Annotated in this window: 13 protein-coding genes and 1 pseudogene; 2 read left to right on the top strand and 12 right to left on the bottom strand. The window is 39.8% G+C overall.

Features of this window, described 5'->3' with window-relative positions; translation table 11 throughout:
• Nucleotides 1-7: 7 nt before the first annotated feature.
• A complete protein-coding gene (locus N4G44_RS21060) occupies nucleotides 8-775 on the top strand; it encodes a succinate dehydrogenase/fumarate reductase iron-sulfur subunit (protein WP_474929769.1) in 768 nt (255 codons plus the stop codon).
• Nucleotides 776-809: 34 nt separating this feature from the next.
• Here N4G44_RS21060 and N4G44_RS21065 read toward each other — a convergent pair whose 3' ends face one another.
• Nucleotides 810-1,406 (bottom strand): Crp/Fnr family transcriptional regulator, encoded by a 597-nt coding sequence (locus N4G44_RS21065; RefSeq protein ID WP_474929771.1) that lies wholly within the window; start codon nucleotides 1,404-1,406, stop codon nucleotides 810-812.
• 490 nt (nucleotides 1,407-1,896) lie between these two features.
• Between N4G44_RS21065 and N4G44_RS21070 the strand changes: the two genes are divergently transcribed.
• Nucleotides 1,897-2,493, top strand: a complete 597-nt coding sequence (locus N4G44_RS21070) for a Crp/Fnr family transcriptional regulator (RefSeq protein WP_474929773.1) — start codon at nucleotides 1,897-1,899, stop codon at nucleotides 2,491-2,493.
• A 23-nt stretch (nucleotides 2,494-2,516) separates the two neighbouring features.
• Here N4G44_RS21070 and N4G44_RS21075 read toward each other — a convergent pair whose 3' ends face one another.
• The 11 genes and pseudogenes from N4G44_RS21075 to N4G44_RS21125 form a co-directional block, all read right to left on the bottom strand.
• A complete protein-coding gene (locus tag N4G44_RS21075) occupies nucleotides 2,517-3,113 on the bottom strand; it encodes a Crp/Fnr family transcriptional regulator (protein ID WP_474929775.1) in 597 nt (198 codons plus the stop codon).
• A gap of 159 nt (nucleotides 3,114-3,272) precedes the next feature.
• Nucleotides 3,273-3,689 (bottom strand): low affinity iron permease family protein, encoded by a 417-nt coding sequence (locus N4G44_RS21080; RefSeq protein ID WP_474929777.1) that lies wholly within the window; start codon nucleotides 3,687-3,689, stop codon nucleotides 3,273-3,275.
• Between the two features lie 110 nt (nucleotides 3,690-3,799).
• The gene (locus N4G44_RS21085) at nucleotides 3,800-4,657 is read right to left on the bottom strand and encodes an SH3 domain-containing protein (RefSeq protein WP_474929779.1); all 858 of its coding nucleotides are present in this window, start codon (nucleotides 4,655-4,657) and stop codon (nucleotides 3,800-3,802) included.
• An 82-nt stretch (nucleotides 4,658-4,739) separates the two neighbouring features.
• Nucleotides 4,740-5,567, bottom strand: coding sequence for a 50S ribosomal protein L11 methyltransferase (gene prmA, locus N4G44_RS21090; RefSeq protein WP_474929781.1), 828 nt, complete (start codon nucleotides 5,565-5,567; stop codon nucleotides 4,740-4,742).
• A gap of 321 nt (nucleotides 5,568-5,888) precedes the next feature.
• Nucleotides 5,889-6,602, bottom strand: a complete 714-nt coding sequence (locus tag N4G44_RS21095) for a 3-ketoacyl-ACP reductase (RefSeq protein ID WP_040996513.1) — start codon at nucleotides 6,600-6,602, stop codon at nucleotides 5,889-5,891.
• A 366-nt stretch (nucleotides 6,603-6,968) separates the two neighbouring features.
• Nucleotides 6,969-8,534, bottom strand: coding sequence for a calcineurin-like phosphoesterase C-terminal domain-containing protein (locus tag N4G44_RS21100; protein WP_474930115.1), 1,566 nt, complete (start codon nucleotides 8,532-8,534; stop codon nucleotides 6,969-6,971).
• Between the two features lie 59 nt (nucleotides 8,535-8,593).
• Nucleotides 8,594-10,036, bottom strand: coding sequence for a SusD/RagB family nutrient-binding outer membrane lipoprotein (locus N4G44_RS21105; RefSeq protein WP_474929782.1), 1,443 nt, complete (start codon nucleotides 10,034-10,036; stop codon nucleotides 8,594-8,596).
• Nucleotides 10,037-10,047: 11 nt separating this feature from the next.
• Nucleotides 10,048-12,351: a TonB-dependent receptor domain-containing protein gene (locus N4G44_RS21110; protein ID WP_474929783.1), complete on the bottom strand. Its 2,304-nt coding sequence runs from the start codon at nucleotides 12,349-12,351 to the stop codon at nucleotides 10,048-10,050.
• A gap of 68 nt (nucleotides 12,352-12,419) precedes the next feature.
• Complete coding sequence (locus N4G44_RS21115; protein WP_474929784.1) at nucleotides 12,420-13,019, bottom strand: TonB-dependent receptor plug domain-containing protein; 600 nt, start codon at nucleotides 13,017-13,019, stop codon at nucleotides 12,420-12,422.
• A 444-nt stretch (nucleotides 13,020-13,463) separates the two neighbouring features.
• On the bottom strand, nucleotides 13,464-14,210 hold the full coding sequence (locus N4G44_RS21120) for a glycerophosphodiester phosphodiesterase family protein (protein WP_474929785.1): 747 nt from the start codon (nucleotides 14,208-14,210) through the stop codon (nucleotides 13,464-13,466).
• 62 nt (nucleotides 14,211-14,272) lie between these two features.
• Nucleotides 14,273-17,355, bottom strand: a pseudogene (locus N4G44_RS21125) (TonB-dependent receptor).
• Nucleotides 17,356-17,386 lie beyond the last annotated feature (31 nt).

A 17,386-nucleotide genomic window follows, 5' to 3' on the forward strand; every position in this document is an offset into this window, starting at 1 on the left:
ATAAGATATGGCCACAAAAAGAAGCCTGAACCTGACTCTGAAGATCTGGAGGCAAAAAAACAGCAAAACCAAAGGCAAATTCGAAATCTACAAGGTGTCTGACATTTCTACAGATGCTTCATTTCTTGAAATGCTTGATATTCTTAATGAAAAACTTATTGAAAACAATCAGGAGCCTGTGGCTTTCGACCATGACTGCCGCGAGGGAATCTGCGGAATGTGCTCACTGTACATCAACGGAAGAGCTCATGGGCCGGATACAGGAATAACCACCTGCCAGCTGCATATGAGAATGTTTAAAGATCATGAAACTATCGTTATAGAGCCATGGCGAAGCATTGCTTTTCCGGTGATCAAGGATCTTATAACAGACAGGAGCGCTTTCGACAGAATTATGGCTGCCGGCGGGTTTATATCCGTCAATACATCAGGGAGTACCCTGGACGCCAATGCGGTCGCAGTTCCCAAGGCTGACGCCGACAAAGCCATGGATGCCGCCGCCTGCATCAGCTGTGGTGCCTGCGTTGCCTGCTGCCCCAATGGAGCCGCTATGTTATTTGTAGGTGCAAAGGTCTCGCATTTCGCACTACTCCCTCAGGGAAGAGTTGAGGCAAAAAGACGCGTCCTTAATATGGTGAAAGCAATGGATGAGGAAGGATTCGGAAACTGTTCTGTCATCGGAGCCTGTGAAGTGGAGTGCCCAAAACATATATCCCTGGATAATATTGCCAGGATGAACAGGGAATATATCTCGGCCTGGATCAATAAAGAATAGGAATTGCTTGTATTAAAAAACCAGTGCTCTACAATCAATAGTAAATTTTACGGTCTTTGATCTGCACAATTTGCTGTTTTTCCATTGTCTTAATGGTTCTGATCGTTGTTTCCACACAAAGTCCGGTCAGGCTGGCCATCTGCTGCCTGGTAAACGGGACCATAAAAGAATAGGGTTTCCGGTCTTTGTGAGAGCCTTTTAAATAGTCCATCAGGCCGGTAAGCCTCGCCGCTGAATTCTGGAAGGAAATATTCTGCATCATAATAAATTTATAGTACAGACGCTGGGAAAGGGACTTGCACATTTCAAGATACAGCTGGGGAAGTTTCGCCATCAGTTCAAAGAAAGCCGATTTACAAAGCCTGATAATGCTACATTCTGTCATAGCTTCCGCATTCATGGGATAAGCCTGATCGATAAAAAGAATGGATTCCCCGAAACTTTCTCCATCGGAAAGAATATTGTGTATAAATTCTTTGCCTTCAGAGTCATAATTATTTAATTTTACGTCTCCTGTTATAATCTGATAATAATAATGGGACGTTTCGCCCTCATTAAAAATAAGTTCTGTTGCCCTATACTTTTTTATATCTGCACCTGCAGAATATAAAACGGTTTCACTGATTTCCATAATATTTTATTTTTAGTTGTGAATTATTTAGTATAAAATTTTCACAAGTAATAGCGGAATTAGTGAATATTTTATAGGATTAATATAATTTAGAATGCAAATATCACACCCATTATTAATAATTTAACGTTAAATAAGGTTTAAAATTTTCAATAATAAATAAAAATAAACAAACACAATATAAAATAATACACCATATATTGAAATTTATTAAATTCAAAATTACATTAAATAACTGCAGATTTACTTAAAACAAGAAGGGCTTTTCCCAGTAGAAAAGCCCTTGGAATATATGGGGTCTAAAAAAGTATTTTATTGATTGGATTGATTATTCATATCAAATTATTTATCAAATCTATCATTAAATTTTGCCATATATTATGAGCAGGATCATAAAGGATGTATTATTGATAAAAAAGTTAATTATGCTTACTGAACTGTTTTACTGAAAATAAATGCCTACCTTGTTCCTATTAGAATAAAGACCCCAATGTTAATACCTAACGAACTTTTACTTTCATACGGAGCAGAAATTGAGACATTTTATCCTGGTGATATTATTTTTAAGGAAAACGAAACTCCTAAAAGCTATTACCAGATCATTAAAGGAAGAATAAAACTCAACCATTACAATGAGGACGGAAAAGAGCTTATTCTGGCCATTCTGAATTCCGGGCTGAGCGTATGCGAACTCCTGCTTTTTATCGATAAGAAATATCCTGTTAATGCTATAGTACTTGAGCAGTGCAGTATCCTGAAACTTCCGAAAAAAGATTTTACAAGAATGCTTGATGATCATCCCGGAATATCCCGCGATATCAATAAATTTTTATCGGAAAGGCTGTATTTCAAATTCATTATGCTTCAGAACAATTCGTCAATCCATGCCAGCATAAGGATAAAGGGAGCTTTTGATTATTATAAAAGTTTTAGCGCCGACCAAAGCAAATATTCTTTTGAAATACCGCTTACAAGACAGCAAATTGCCTCGATCACCGGCCTGCGGGTGGAAACCGTGATCAGAACGATAAAAAATCTGGAAAAGCAGGAAGAACTCCGGATAGAAAACAGGAAAATTTTCTATTGATTTTTCATCTGGTAATACTCTGCTTAGTAAAAGATCTTACCGTTTCTTATTTGCACGATGTTATTTTTCTCCATTTTTTTAACAGTCCGGATCACTGTTTCAAGCCGTAAAGCTGCCAGAGAGGAAAGCTGCTGCCTGGTAAAGGGAATCTGATAGGAGAAAACCCCTTTTACGGAATGAAGTTCTTTCAGTATGGTAAACAATTCCTTGATCCTTAACATAGAATCGTTAATGGACAAGCAATTAAGCATCGCGTACCTGAAGTACATCCTTTCTGCATTGAACCTGTAAAGGCGCAGCAGGAATTCAGGTTTTTTAGTTATAAATTCTATAAACCTTTCCCCGGGAACTCTCAAAATAACGCCGTCTTCCATGGCAACGGCATTGAAAGGGTAATTTTTATCGGCAAAAAGAAAAGTTTCTCCAAAACACTGTCCGTTAAAGAAAACACCGAATATAGATTCCGTTCCGTTTTCCCGGTCTTTGGTTAATTTGACAGCACCTTTGAAAATCTGGTAATAGTAATTGGGCAGCTGCCCTTCAGAAAATATGGTTTCATTAATTTTATAGTATAATACATCAGCCCCCAGTGAGGACAATATTTCTTCGCTAAATATCAAAATTATAATAGTTTTTTAAATGAAATCGTATAATCTCTTTAATAATGACAAAACTAAATAAAATGACCGCAAAGTATTTATGACGCACATCACAATGCCTACCACACAATCCCTATTTTATTACACCCCGGGAAGGATATCAAAAAAATGAAAATCTTATCAAGAAGTTTCAGTATGGCTGTCAATAGAGCGGGCTTCTACAGATCCGGCAGCTTTTTTAGGAAGTTTTCCTATTCTTTCATAGAATTTGTGCAGTTCATCAAGCTCTTCTTCGGTTAAGTCTTCAATGTCCACAATACGGTTGCTGGCATTTTCGTGAGCGGCAATAAGTTCGTTAAGCTTGATCTGAATTGCTTTTGAATCCTTATTTTGCGCTTTCTGAATTAAGAATACCATTAGAAACGTTACAATGGTAGTCCCTGTATTGATCACCATCTGCCATACTTCAGAAAATTTAAATAACGGTCCTGTTGCGGCCCAGATAATCACGAGCACGCTGGCTCCGATAAATGCTCCCGGACTTCCGGCAAAACAAGCCGCCCAATCCGAGAAGCTGTCAAAAAAATTCTTTTTCATAATAAACCTCAATATTCTAACGACAATAAGTCATAAACAATAAACTAATTTCATCCATATTATTGAAATATTTCATGATCCTGATCATAAACAGGCCTTTCAGAAGCATTTTAACCGGATTTAACATCATCAAAAAAGCAACAAAAAACCGCTGTAATCTCTACAGCGGTTTTTTTATTTTTCAACCTGAATTTATTTAAGCTTATAAGAGTTTCCGTCCCAAAGATAGGTTTTGGAAGATCGTTTTTCTTTTCCCTGTCTTTATCATCCCTTTCCATTTCTTCGGTTTTAAAGACAAATGCATTGGGAATTCCTCCTTTATCGTTAGGAAATACAAATTCTTCGGAATGGTAGTATACATCGGCATCTCCTACATTCATCAGCTGTGGCAGGACCACCAGTTTTTTGTCTTTAAAAAGAACATACTGAGTATAGCTTGCAATTCCGCAGGCTTCCCCGGAAACCATCGCTTTAAGGGTCAATTCCACATTCTGCAGTTTGTGACCGCTTTCAATGGTAAATGTGCCATAGCTCAGCTCCTCTCCTTTCCCGGTATCAAAGTACACTTCATCAATCAATGCGGTTCCTTCGATGACTTTTATCCCGGCAATGTTCTGCTTTACGGTTTCATTATATTCTTTATTTTTCCGGTCTACGGTTTTAGACAATCCGAAAAGAAAATCGTACCCGTTCTTATTTCGGTAGCCCACACAAAGGTTGCCACCCCAGACATAACCTTCCGAAACCTGGTCGCCTTTCTGATAAGATACTTTATACCAGTTGGCTCCTCTTTCCCCCAACCTCAGAACCGTTTCCTCTTTTTTAAGGATCATTACCTGCTGATTGGTCTGCAACGAGTCAGTAACCTGTGACTTTACATCCGGTTCCTTTCTTACCCTTGTCCAGTCTGTAAATATTTTCTGCGGCTTATTCTCTCCAAAGCCAAAAACTCCATCCGGGTAATTCATGTTTTCTTCCTGCGCGGAAAAAATTGCAGCATCATCAGAAACAGAGCCGTTAGTAAAGATTTCATAATACTATTTTGCTTCATTATTTTTCCAGCAGCAGGCTTACCCACTCTTCACGCTGCAGTTTCTTTTTAAGCTCCAGACCGCTTTCCTTACAAACTTCCAGAATATCATCCACATCAAAGAAGCAAAGACCGGACAACAGCAGCTTTCCTCCTTCATTCATTACAGAAACATAGGTTGGAATATCAGAGATCAGGATATTTCTGTTGATATTGGCCAGAATAATATCGAAGTTTTCGCTTCCTAAATTTTCTGCGGTTCCCAGTTCAATATCAAGCTCAACATTGTTTCTTGCTGCATTTTCTTTTGAATTTTCCACAGACCATTCATCAATATCAATCGCTTTTGTATCTCCTGCCCCTATCTGTTTGGCATAAATTGCCAGAACCGAAGTTCCACAACCCATATCCAGTACTTTTTTACCTTTAAAATCAATATCCATCATCTGCTGGATCATCAGGTGGGTGGTAGGATGATGGCCTGTCCCGAAAGACATTTTCGGCTGAATGATAATTTCATGCATCCCTGGTACAGATTCATGGAATTCGGCACGGATCAGTACTTTATCATCAATATTGATAGGTGAAAAGTTCTTTTCCCATTCTTCATTCCAGTTGATGTTCGGCATTTCCTCGAAAGTATAGCTGATCTGGACATTCTCGTTTTCAAAAATAGGAAGAGCCTTCAGATTTTCTTCTTTAAACAGCTCTTTCTGAATATATCCTAAAATTCCGTCAATTTCTTCGGTAAAGCTGTCAAAGCCTATTTCAATAAGCTCTGCCATCAGAATCTCATTCCATGGCTGCAATGGAGAAATCTTGAAATTGAATTCTAAATAATTTTGCATGTAGTAAGTAATTTGGTGCAAAAATAAGGATGTTATTATTGTTAAAAAAATTGAAGTGATATGAGTATTATAATTTTGAGGATAATTATTTTTATTTTAATCGCAAGGATGCAAAGTTTTTTAATATGCTTTACATCTTTAAGATCGCGAAGGCGTTACACTTAGCAACGGGTGAGAAATTTTTATTTTGGCTAAAGCCTGGTGGATTTATACCCATTAAAAAAGCGGGCTAAAGCCCGCTCCTATTGAATATGTTTACGATTTTAATTACTATGTTCAATGTCCCGCATCACGAATCCCATAACACGTAACCCGCAACACCTATGGATTCGTAGAGAAAATAGAACCGTTCGCAATCAGTGCTCTTCTGTTCATCTTTAAAATATCTCTTACCCATTCTGCAAAATCTTCAGGCTGAAGTACCTTATCCGGATTTCCGTCGGTAAGCCCGCTCTGGATACTTAAATCAGAGGCAATTGTGCTTGGTGTTAAGGTGATCACACGGATATTCTGCTTTCTCCATTCTGCCATCATAGACTGCGACAGGGAAACTACAGCCGCTTTGGATGCTGCATAGGCTGACATATTAGGACCTCCCTTCAAACCTGCTGTAGAAGCTACATTGACAATATCCCCTTCTCCTTTAGCTTTCATAAACGGATAAGCTGCTTTTGCAGCGTAGTAAACTCCGAACAGGTTGGTTTTAATTACCTGCTCCCAGGTTTCAGAAGGCATTTCCTCGATAGTTCCAAAATCCCCGATCCCTGCGTTGTTGATCAGAATATCAATCCCTCCCAACTGTTCTGCCAAAGATTCTATCCCGGCTTTTACCTGAATTTCATTATCTACAGAAAAAACTGCATAGGTTGAGTTCACTCCCAGCTTTTTGATCTCCTCCACGGTCATTTTAAGGTTTTCCTCATTTCTGCCGGTAATGGCAACGTGCACTCCTTCATTGGCCAAAGCCAGGGCCACTGCTTTTCCAAGTCCTCTTCCGCCACCGGTTACGATGGCATTTTTTCCGCTTATATTCATAATACTATTGTTTCGTTACTGCAAATTTACGAAAGAACATTTTTAAAGGACCGATAGAATCCGGATTTAACCGAATTTTAATAATAACCTGTCATTTTTACTACAAAAAGGAATTTTTTTAACACTTAAGTTATTTTAAAGTTTAATGCTTTAAGGATAAAAAGTTCACTTAAGTTCTAAGGAACCGGAGGTATCATACTGACAAAAAATTCGTCGGATCAAAATTCCCCTCCCGTGGAGGGGTGGCGAAAATTCAAAGAATTTTTGACGGGGTGGTTTACAGCACGATCATCTCAAGTTACAAAAAACAAAACCGGCTTATGAAACCGGTTTCTGAATAGAAAGTATAGTAAAAAAAATAAAAAGCTATGGAATAAGAACCGCATTCTGCACCTCGAATTCTTCTGAAGCCGTAAACTGATTTCCGTACATATCATAAGCTCTCACCTCAAGGGTATGTTTTCCTAAAGCCAGCTTCTTAGTGAAACCTACAGTCCATATATGTTTTGATAGTTCAGGATTGGAAGGTCTTTTGCCTGGAAACAAAGTTTGTGTTGAATCCCATTTAAATACGGAAAGGGCAAAATTCGGATCTACTGATTCGTCGTACTCCATTTCTTCCCAGTTTCCGTTGTCAATTTTGTATTCTACCTTGTCTTTTTTGCTTCCCATGAAGAAGTTGGCCAGAATTTTCGCAGAAGTTTTTGAAGGAAAAGGAATGACTTTCGGAACATATAAATTGATCTGATAATCTTCCGGTTTTCCGGCTGTTTTGTATTTAACCTTATATTGATTATCGTTAAAACTGATGAATGAGTATCCTTTTGCAGTTCCGTCTCTCATGGTTGAAGTAGGCAGGCCTATCTCATCGGATGTTCCTGACCACCAGTCGCCGCAAGTGGTTCCCACATTGTATTCATGAAGGTCTTTTGAACCGTTCCAGCCGGCTTGCTTTCCATAGAAAATCTGTTGCTGGATGTGTGTGTGAGCCGATAAAATCAGAGCATTTTTAAAAGGAGTCAGGTAATCGAATAATTTCTGACGGTCTGAGTTTCTGAAATTATCTTCGTTCTTATGTTCCAAAGGAATATGGAAAGAAACAACGATGAGTTTGTTTTTATCAACCAGTTTCAGATCGTTTTCAACAAATTTCAACTGGTCTTCACGGAATCCGCCCCAGTAACCTTTACCATCTCTCGGGTCCGGATACAGAATATCATCCAGAATAATAAAGTGTACATTTCCATAATTGAAGGAATAATTGGCCGGACCGAAATTGGACTCAAAGGTTTCATCTGAGAAACGGTCTTCTTTGGCATCGTAATTCATATCATGATTTCCCATGACATTATACCACGGAAGTCCAATCTCTTTCATCACATCGGCATAAGGTTTTTGGAGACTCAGATTATCCCCTACCAAGTCCCCCAAACTGATTCCCAATACTGCATTTTTCTTGGTACTTTTTACTTCATTCACTATCGCTCTTTTGAAATAATCAAGCTCTTTTTCCGTGTAAGGCTGCGGGTCCCCGAAAACAAGAATATCAAAGTTTTTGCTTTCGTCTTTTTTATAAAGCGGGAAATTCAGTTCTTTCGGAAGCTCCCCTGTTGGTGCAGTTCCTTTGTATTTAAAATCAGAAGGCGAACCTTTTGGCTTATGATGGTAGTAGAATTGCGGAAGATTATTAGCATTCAAAGCAGTCTGGTATCCTGACGGCTTGATGACAAAGATCGTCTGATCTTCCTGAACCGGCAGGCTGTATCTCCCGTTTTTATCGGTAAGGACCACCTGGATTCCATTGGATACTGAAACGCCTTCAATTCCTTTTTCCCGGTTTTCTTTTTTCTGGTTCTTATTACCATCTTCAAACACATATCCTGAAACGGAATCCTGTGCAAACGCCATTGCCGAAACCAATACGCAAGGCATTAAAAGTTTTATCCTGATACTCATATCTTTTCTTAATTTTTTATTTATTAATTCTTAGCTTATTTATTCCACCACATTTTTACATTGATATCATCGCCGCCCATCTGCTGAACTGCAGCCTGGTAATTGGCTGTATTCAATACCTTAGGATTGGGTGGATACATTAACCTGCTTGGCATAGCACTCCAGTTCAGAAGACCTCCATTATTGGGAAGTACGGGGAATCCGGTTCTTCTTTTTTCAAACCACTGCTGCTGATCCACAAAGAAAAGTGCCACATATTTCTGAAGCATGATTCTTTCCATTTCAGGTTTATAAGCTACGTTGGCATTGCTGAAATAATTAGCCGGCATTACCGCTCCCCACTGTTCAATGGCTGCTTTTACTCCATTCTCGTAATACGTCTGTGCGTTTCCCTGGATGATTCCTTTGAAAGCAAGCTCTGAAAGAATAAACTGAAGTTCAGCATACGGATAGACAAGAATTTTCAAAGGTGCTTTGGCAAGATTCTGATTAAGGTTTGAAGGCTGATAGTCGAAAGTGGTTCCGAAAGCGTATCCTGAAGGTGCTCCTTTATACCCTATATTGACATTGTTCAAATCTTTTGCCTGCGAGAAAAACATGGCTAAACGCGGATCGTTGTTGGCTTTCAATGTCGTTACAAAAAATTCTGAGGCTGCCCTTCCGGTGGTAAAATCCTGGGGTCTTGCGATAGGCGGCATCAGAGGGGAAACTCCGGTGATATCCAGCTTTGCACCATCGGCATTACTTTGAAAAACAGGATATACGGTGGGATTACTGATAATTTCCTGAATTCTTGCATAAACATTCACTTCACCATTTTTACTTAAGATCCTTGTCAGCAGTCTTAAAGAAAGCGAATTACAGAATTTTTTCCAGTTGGTGATTCCGTTCGCATCCGATTCCGCTTTATAAAACAGGTCATTCCCTGCAAGCACTTTATTCGTAATAAAAAGGGAATTGGCTGTTTTCAGATCATCCAGCAGGTGTACATAAATATCTTTTTGTCTGTCAAATTTAGGCTGTAAAATCCCGTCATCCAGTTTGGAAGCTTCAGAGAAAGGAACATCACCATAGGTGTCTGTAAGATTGGAATAGATCCACGCATTCAGAACCAAAGCAATGGCTTCGTAGTTTTTATCACCTTCCTCAACAGCGGCTCTTCTCAGGTCATCTACCTGCTTCAGCCAGCGGTAAGAATTATTCCAGAATCCGGCGCCTGTATTTTCGGTGATATAGTAACGGCTCAGGGAGTTTCCTTCGTTGGGAAAATCCAGAGATACCTGCATCAGGTCGAATGTAAAATCATTGGCCCTGTTATAGCCTACTGAGGCCATATTGTACTGGATAGGAACCAGCAGGGAACTTGCCACCGGCTTATTGATCCTGCTCTGGTCTTTATTGATCTCATCAAGGCTTCTGTCACACGACACAGCTCCCAAAAGCATGAGAAATGAAGATATATAGATAAGTTTTTTCATTGTTCTGATTTTTAAAATTTAACGTTTAACTGTATACCGACTGTTCTTGAAGAAGGCAGCTGCCCCATTTCTATCCCCGGAGTAATGGTAGAATCATCGAGGGTTGCTGCCTCGGGATCAAACAATGGAAACTTCGTCCACATCCAAAGGTTTCTTCCAAACAGGGCAAGGGTAATATCCGTAACCTTCAAAGGATCAACGATCGATTTAGGGAATGAATAGGAAATTCTGGCATCTCTAAGCTTGATGAACGAGGTATCGAATGAATTGGTCTCCACATTGGCTCTTCTGTAATAATCGCCGTAATAGGTAGGTACGGGAACTCCTTTCGTGTTTGGTGAAAAGCTTCCGTCAGGGTTCTGAACCACTCCCTGCCCTACAATCAGGCCATTTGGATTATCTCTTCCCCAAAGAGTATGCTCAAGTTTTCCCTGCTCAGACATTTTGTGGTGCGACTGGGAATAGGCTATTCCTTTGTACTGCCCGTCAAATGAGAAGCTTAACGTAATATTTTTATATTTAAATTCGTTCTGAAGACCTGCCCTCCATTTTGGATAGGCATTTCCTATCTTCTTCATTTCCGTTGGTTTTGCTGTCAGTCCGTCGCTGCCATAGATCACCTGTCCTTCCGGAGAATACATCAGGCCATAACCATACATATCTCCCAGTGAACCGCCTACTACAGCATTGTAATACACCACACCGCCTACGCTTCCAATGGTGTAAGGTTCGCCGTGGAACTCTTCAGGAAGGGAAAGAATTTTATTCCTGTTCATAGACCAGTTGGCACTTACATTCCAGGAGAAGTTTTTATTCTTGACCGGATAAGCATTTAAGGTCATTTCAATTCCTCTGTTTCTGATCTCTCCAGCATTAATAATCCTTTTGTTATAGCCTACTTCATACAATACGGGGATTACAATAGTCTGATTTTTGGAATTGTTCTGATACGCCGTGATATTAAAGTTTAATCTGTTTTTAAGGATCGTAAAATCCATCCCGCCTTCCATATTGGTGATCATTTCAGGTTTCAGATCAGGATTGGGATACAGCAACGGAGATTCTACGGAACCTGTAAACGAGCTGTTTTCATAATATTTATCCAGCATGTAATTGTAGGTATCGTTTCCTACTTTTGACCATGAAAGTCTCAGTTTCCAGAAGTTAAACTGGTCTGATTTCATTTTAAAAATATCAGACAGGATAAAAGATGATGACACGGACGGGTAGAAATAAGACCTGTTGTGTTTAGGAAGTGTACTGCTCCAGTCGTTTCTGGCTGTAACATCTACAAAAACAAGGTCTTTATAGCTGAAGTTCGCGAGTGCATACATACTGTTCACCTGGTTGTCGTTAGGCTTCGGAAGCTTATTATCCAACGCGATGGCGTTAGTCAGCTGGTATACTCCTGCTTTATTAAGTCCTATCGCCCTGTAATCGCTCATGGTCTGCTCATAATACCTTATGTTTCCTCCGGCAGAAGCAGTTACACCAAAGTCTCCGAATTTATTTTTATAAGTGAATAAAATGTCGTTATTCAGGTCTAAATACCTGATGTACTGCTCCCTGTAATAGCCTTTCAGGTAATTGGCAGAACTCCAGGGTCTTCTCTGGGTGCGGAACTCATTGCTCCATTCCAGACCGGATTTGAAAGCAACATCAAAGTTTTTTGCAAACTGGTAATTCAGGTTAATATTTCCGGTAATGATCTTCTTGTTTGTGGAATTCAGATTCTCATAAGCAATAAGATAGGGATTATCGATATATGAGCTGAATGGATGGATCTGGTCTACCTGTTCCTGACCATTCTTCCAGATAGGTCTGTACCACGCAAGGTCTACGTTTGGATTCTGGAAAATCATGAAATAGGAAATCGACTGGTTATTGTAGCCCGTTGCCGGAAGGTTATCACTTTTGGTCTGGCTGAAATTCAACTTGGTTCCTACCCTTAATTTGCTGCTCATCTTATGATCAATGGAAACAGCTGCATTTAATCGGTCGAAACCGGTATTTGGCATCATCCATTCATTTTTAAGATAAGAAAGAGATGACCTGAAGGCCGTGTTTTCATTAGAATGTTCTAAAGATAAACTGTTTGAATAAGTGCTTCCGGTCTGCCAGAAGTCTTTAATGTTATTTTTATAAGGTCTCCAGAGCTGTCTTTCTTTACTTTGCCCTTCTACGGAAGGATCGTACTGGAAGTAATACTGTCCGTCAAACTTTGGCCCGAACGCGCTGCTGGTAGATCCTGTGTTCACTCCGTCTGCAGAAGCTCCGTATGAGTAGTAATAGTTTCCGGCTTTATCTTTCTGCATCGTTCCCTGTCCGTATTCATATTGGTAATCCGGCCATTTAAGGACGCTGTCAAAGCTGGTATAGGAGTTTAAGGTGATCTGTACTTTTCCTTTTTTGTTTTTCCGGATTTGGTGGTGATCATAATGGCTCCCCTGGAACCTCTGGAACCGTACAATGCTGATGCACTCGGTCCTTTCAGAACGGTAACGGATTCGATATCTTCCGGGTTGATACTGTTGAAACTATCCCCGTAATCGATAGGAAGGTCACCTCCCGAACCGGCACCGTAAGCCGAAGTTCCGGTTCCTGTTTTCCTGTCACTTAAAGGAACACCGTCTACAACGATCAGCGCCCCGTTATTTCCCATGTTCATAGAAACGTCTCCACGGAGTGTAATACGGCTGGTTCCCAGTGGTCCTGCTCCTGCAGTCTGAACTTTCAGCCCGGCCACTTTTCCTTCCAAAGCCTGCGCCCAGTTATTGTTCTGGGTTTTGAGAATTTCTTCTGATTTGATGGTCTGGGTAGAGTATCCCAAAGACTTATCCTGTCTCTTGATTCCCAGAGCGGTTACCACCACCTCATCAATGCCTTTTACAGTATCTTTTTTTACCTTCTGCTGAGCCGCCAGATTGACGCTGACTAATCCCAACAGCGACAATACAAGCAGTTTTTGTGTCTCTTTACGCATATCCTTTTTGTTTGCGCAAAATTAAAACGACATTACGGGGATGGTTTTAACACGGTCTTAACATTTATTAAAATATTATTAAACAAAATATGAACATAAGTTTAACATAATATATAAACTACTGTTTTTCAATAATTTAAACAATTAATAATTTTTAATATCATTTTACAGGTACATTCCTGTATCTTTATTGTCTTTCTCTGAGAAAATAAGCAAAATCCTTTCAGAAAGGAGAAATATAACTACTAAAGCATTAAAGTTTTTTAACGCAAAGGTTTAATTTGACAGCGCGGACTGGAGAATGCAAAGAAGAAATCAATCTTTGATTGATTCAACTAAGCGAAAGTGTCATCCTATGTTTATATTATTTATTATATAAAAAGCCTGCCCCTAAAAGAGCCAGGCTGTACATTTAAAAATCTGCTTTATTTTTAGAATAAATCTTTATTTATTCTTTAACTGATCGGGAATATTAGTAGTCACAAAGCCTATTCCCTGCTTTTTCAGCTCTTCATACACTGCCGGATCATTTACTGTCCATGAATTGGTAATGAGGCCTAAAGTTTTTGCATCAGAAATCCATGTAGGATTTTTCTGGAAAACGCTGTAGTGGTAATCCATTCCGTCAAGACCTTCGTTTTTGATCTGCTCAGGAGAAAGCTCACCGTTCAAATACTGGACTTTGAATTTCGGCTCCAGCTTTTTGATCTGTTTGCAGATGTTTAAGCTGAAAGAAATGTATTCAGCCTGACCTTCAAGCTTCATATCTTTGATCATTTTCAGGGTTTTCTGAGTGATCTCGTTTTCTATTTCCGGAGTTTTGGCAGGCTTGATCTCAACGATAAGCTTTAATGAAGGATCTTTTTTGCCCTGCTTCAGGTAATCTTTTAAGGTTGGAAACTTTTCGCCGTTAGACAGTTTCACTGCTTCCAGTTCTTTGAAAGAAGTTTCAGAGATCTCCATTTCACCATGATGTTCATCGTGATTGATGACAAGAACGCCGTCTTTGGTCATTCTTACGTCGAACTCCGATCCGTATATCTTTAATTTCTGGGCATTTTCCAAAGACTTCACAGAATTCTCCGTGGTGGGCGGCTGGGCCTGGAAAAAGCCTCTGTGTGCAATAATCTGGGTTTGTGCCTTCATTACAACTGTGCTTAAAACTGCTAACCCTAAGATATATTTTTTCATAATATAATTTTGATAAATTAATAAAAAACTTAAAAACGTTTGATAAAGGTAGTGTTTAAATGTTAAAAACTATATTTGGCACCGATCTGGATCTGGTAAGGATTCCCTGAAAGAGGTGCCAGACCGCTTGTATTTTTCACATACTCAAACTGTTTGGTCTCCTGGTTGAATTTTGTTACTCTGTAAAGCGCCATATTTCCGTAAGATTTATTGACCCCCATTCTTTGTTAAGAAGATTGGCTACATTGAAAATATCTACAGAAAGTTCAAATGCTCCAATTTTTTCAAATTTAATTTTTTTGGCTACACGAACATCCCAAACTCCATAGAAGCCATTTTTACCTCCGTTACGTTCTGCAATGGCATTGTTATATTTTGCAACATAATCTTTCAGGGCCTGTCCTACTTCAGGATCATTAAGAAGCGGCTGGGTAATGATTTCCGGGAAAATGTAGGCAAGATCATTGGAATCTACGAAATCTCCATTGATATTTCCACCTGCAGTTACCGAAAAACGCGTTCCACCGATTCCTGAATAGCGAACTCCTAATGTGAATCCTGCAATAGTTGGTGAGTTACCGTAAACTACGATTTTATTTCTGAACTGATTGTCGGAATAAGCCATCCTTAAATCTCTCGGGTCACTCTGAACCGGTGTGGAAAGAGTTGCGGAATTGGCTACGTTCCCGTTGTATGAAGTATTGTCTTTGATATCAGACCAGGTATAACTTGCTGTAATCTCCCCATCTTTCCAGTAACGGTAGCTGGTATCCACCACGAATGAGTACTGGTTGACTTTACCCTCACTTACAAGCTCAAGCACTCTTCCGAATTTTTTATTGATTCTTCCCTCTTTCCAGTCGATGCTCACACTTTTATTATCGTTATTGATAATGGTGCCGGCAGGAACATACACTCCTCTTCCGCCTTCATTGGCTAAAGTGAAAAACGGGTTAGCCACCATGTTTCTGTCATAATAGAAATAATTGTTTCTTCCCAGCGCCATATATCCTGCAATTCCGGCTCTGAATCTTTCATTAAAGAAGTGGGTATAGGAGATATTCGCTTTATAAACGATTGGAATTTTTGCATCTTTTCCTGTGTAATTGATGGTAGGGATCTGATACTGTGCAAGTGAAGGAACCGTTCCGTAGTCATTTCTATAACTGTTGAAATCCGGAAACGGAACATCTTTACCCCTTACATCCACTGTAGCCAGATGATTTCCATCGAATACAAGGTTGTTAATGATCATATAGTTGTTGATATCTGAAGAGAAAATTCCGGCTCCGAATTTTACAAAATCTTTATTCCCTTCATTGATATTCCAGTCAAACTGAAATCTCGGCTGAATGACAAAAGATTTGATCTGGTTATCTGTTCTGATCCCCATTTCGTCATAAAGCTTCTGATTGAATTGAGCTTTCGGATATCCTCCGTAATCGAATCTTAATCCGGCCATGAAGTCAAGGCCTGTTGCTATTTTAGTTTGAATCTGTCCGTATATTCCTGCATTCCAGATACTGGATTTTACAGACGGGTCCTCCATCAAAGGAACTTCCCTGTAAAACCTGTAAGGGGTAAGATTGGCGAAATTCGTCATTCCCTGGAACTGGAATCTCCCGTTCACTTCACTTCCGTAGATCGATTTCGATCGGGTGTACATAATGTCTGCCCCAAAAGTATATTTAACCTTATCCGTATTGTAATACAAGTTATCAACAATCTGGAATACATTATTTCTGAAACCTTCCTGACCGAAACGGTGTCCCCCGATCTGGATATTGGTAGATCCAACACTGGAAGCCACTCCTTCTACAACAGCTCTTGGAACCGGATGTCCCAACTCATTGTTCTGGTAACTGTCCTGGAAAGTATATAAATACTGTGCTTTTAATTCATTCGTGATATTCGGCTTAACATTGGTTCTTAAAGTCAGGAGCAAACTGTTATCCAGGTTTTTATCGTTCCCGTAAGATTCAAAGAAATTGATCGCAGTATTATCTGCCAATCCGTTTTTATTCAAATCGTAGGTAAAGTTGTTTCTTAACGTTAACAAGTTCTTTTCGTTGATCTGCCAGTCCAAACGAAGGAATCCTGCATCTGAATTTCTAACTTTGTCGAAACTTCCGAACTGCGGCGTATTTCCTACTCCATATTTTGACCTTGCAATATCCAAAAACTGGTTCAGGGTCTGGGTGGTTGTATTAAATCTCTTCTCATCTTCCGGAGACTTGATATCCGCAATAATCAGCGGTCTTGAATCCAGCTGATGATCCCACGCCACAAAGAAGTGGAGTTTATTTTTAATAATCGGTCCGCCCAATGAAAAACCGAACTGGGAAGTAGAGAAATCGTTTTCTCTTTTGTTTCCTCTGATGTCATACGGGCTGGATAACCAGTTTGTTCTTAAATACTCCCAGGCACTTCCAGAAAATTTATTCGTTCCGGATTTCGTAACGGCACTTACCGTTCCACCACCACTTCTTCCCAGCGTTACATCATACTGGTTGGTGGTAATTTTAAATTCACGGACAGCTTCAATAGAAATAGAAAACGGGGCCCCGCTTCTGCTGGTTGTGGATCCTGCTGAAGTTGGGTTTTTAGCCGTCATCCCATCAATCGTAAAATTAGTTGAAGATCCCAGCTGGCCGGAAAGGTTTCCTCCTTTTCCACTTAGCGGGGAAAGTTCAGTAAGATTGGCAAAGTTTCTTCCGTTTACCGGAAGTATGCTGATATTCTTTGCTGAAATAGCTGTAGCTGCTCCAAGGTTTCCGATCTTGTTTTTCAGGTTTCCGGTAACAATTACCTCGTCTATCTGCTTCTCGCTGCCGCCCAGGCTCATATTGACGGTCACCTGATCTCCAAAGTTGACGTTATACCCTTCTTTCTTTTCCTCATTCACAATAACCGTATAAGGCCCGCCCAAAGGAATTTCTTTGAAAATATACTCCCCTTTCGAGTTGGTCTCTGTTTCCGTCCTGAACCCTGTAGACTCGTTCACGATCGTTACTTTCACTTTTTCCTGAGCAGTGCTGCCCAGCCCGGTTACTTTTCCCACAATAGAAGCCTGCGTAGTCTGCGCATAAGCCAGTGTTCCAAATCCCAAAAACAATAATCCTAGTACAATCTTTACTTTTCTCATCTCTTCAAATTAGATGTGCAAAGGTATTTTG

The sequence above is a fragment of the Chryseobacterium sp. GTID13 genome, assembly GCF_056172655.1.

Excerpts from the sequence above, each read along its gene's own strand:
- N4G44_RS21060 (WP_474929769.1), top strand. The coding sequence starts at position 8 with ATGGCCACAAAAAGAAGCCTGAACCTGACTCTGAAGATCTGGAGGCAA.
- N4G44_RS21065 (WP_474929771.1), bottom strand. The coding sequence starts at position 1,406 with ATGGAAATCAGTGAAACCGTTTTATATTCTGCAGGTGCAGATATAAAA.
- N4G44_RS21070 (WP_474929773.1), top strand. The coding sequence starts at position 1,897 with ATGTTAATACCTAACGAACTTTTACTTTCATACGGAGCAGAAATTGAG.
- N4G44_RS21080 (WP_474929777.1), bottom strand. The coding sequence starts at position 3,689 with ATGAAAAAGAATTTTTTTGACAGCTTCTCGGATTGGGCGGCTTGTTTT.
- N4G44_RS21085 (WP_474929779.1), bottom strand. The coding sequence starts at position 4,657 with ATGAATTACCCGGATGGAGTTTTTGGCTTTGGAGAGAATAAGCCGCAG.
- prmA (WP_474929781.1), bottom strand. The coding sequence starts at position 5,567 with ATGCAAAATTATTTAGAATTCAATTTCAAGATTTCTCCATTGCAGCCA.
- N4G44_RS21095 (WP_040996513.1), bottom strand. The coding sequence starts at position 6,602 with ATGAATATAAGCGGAAAAAATGCCATCGTAACCGGTGGCGGAAGAGGA.
- N4G44_RS21100 (WP_474930115.1), bottom strand. The coding sequence starts at position 8,534 with ATGCCTTGCGTATTGGTTTCGGCAATGGCGTTTGCACAGGATTCCGTT.
- N4G44_RS21105 (WP_474929782.1), bottom strand. The coding sequence starts at position 10,036 with ATGAAAAAACTTATCTATATATCTTCATTTCTCATGCTTTTGGGAGCT.
- N4G44_RS21110 (WP_474929783.1), bottom strand. The coding sequence starts at position 12,351 with ATGCAGAAAGATAAAGCCGGAAACTATTACTACTCATACGGAGCTTCT.
- N4G44_RS21115 (WP_474929784.1), bottom strand. The coding sequence starts at position 13,019 with ATGCGTAAAGAGACACAAAAACTGCTTGTATTGTCGCTGTTGGGATTA.
- N4G44_RS21120 (WP_474929785.1), bottom strand. The coding sequence starts at position 14,210 with ATGAAAAAATATATCTTAGGGTTAGCAGTTTTAAGCACAGTTGTAATG.